This is a genomic window from Leifsonia sp. HAY1-4F, assembly GCF_056755275.1.
In genome coordinates this window covers 1-243 of the sequence record NZ_JBNDHX010000529.1, presented here as the reverse complement: position 1 = coordinate 243, position 243 = coordinate 1, and the positions used below count along the sequence as shown (strand labels likewise).

Genomic DNA, 243 nt, shown 5'->3' with positions numbered 1-243 from the left:
CGACGGACGCGGCGGCGTGGGCGCCTACAGCTTCGTGCTTACTGTACAGGCCAACAACGCGCCGAGCGTGCCGAGCATTGGCAATCTGTCGATGCAGGTGGGCACCGGCGTCGGCGTGGTCCTCCCCGCGTTCCCCGACCCGGATGGCGATCCGGTCACCTACCAGCTCTCCGCGTTGCCGCCGGGCCTGTGGTGGGACGCCAACAGCCGCATGATTGGCGGCACGCCTACGCAGCCTGGCAC

General features: G+C 69.5%; 1 protein-coding gene. It reads left to right on the top strand.

From position 1 onward, the window contains the following. Positions 1-16: 16 nt before the first annotated feature. Positions 17-243 (top strand): putative Ig domain-containing protein (locus ACPYOG_RS20395; RefSeq protein WP_481295897.1); only part of this gene is annotated, 227 nt, incomplete at its 3' end.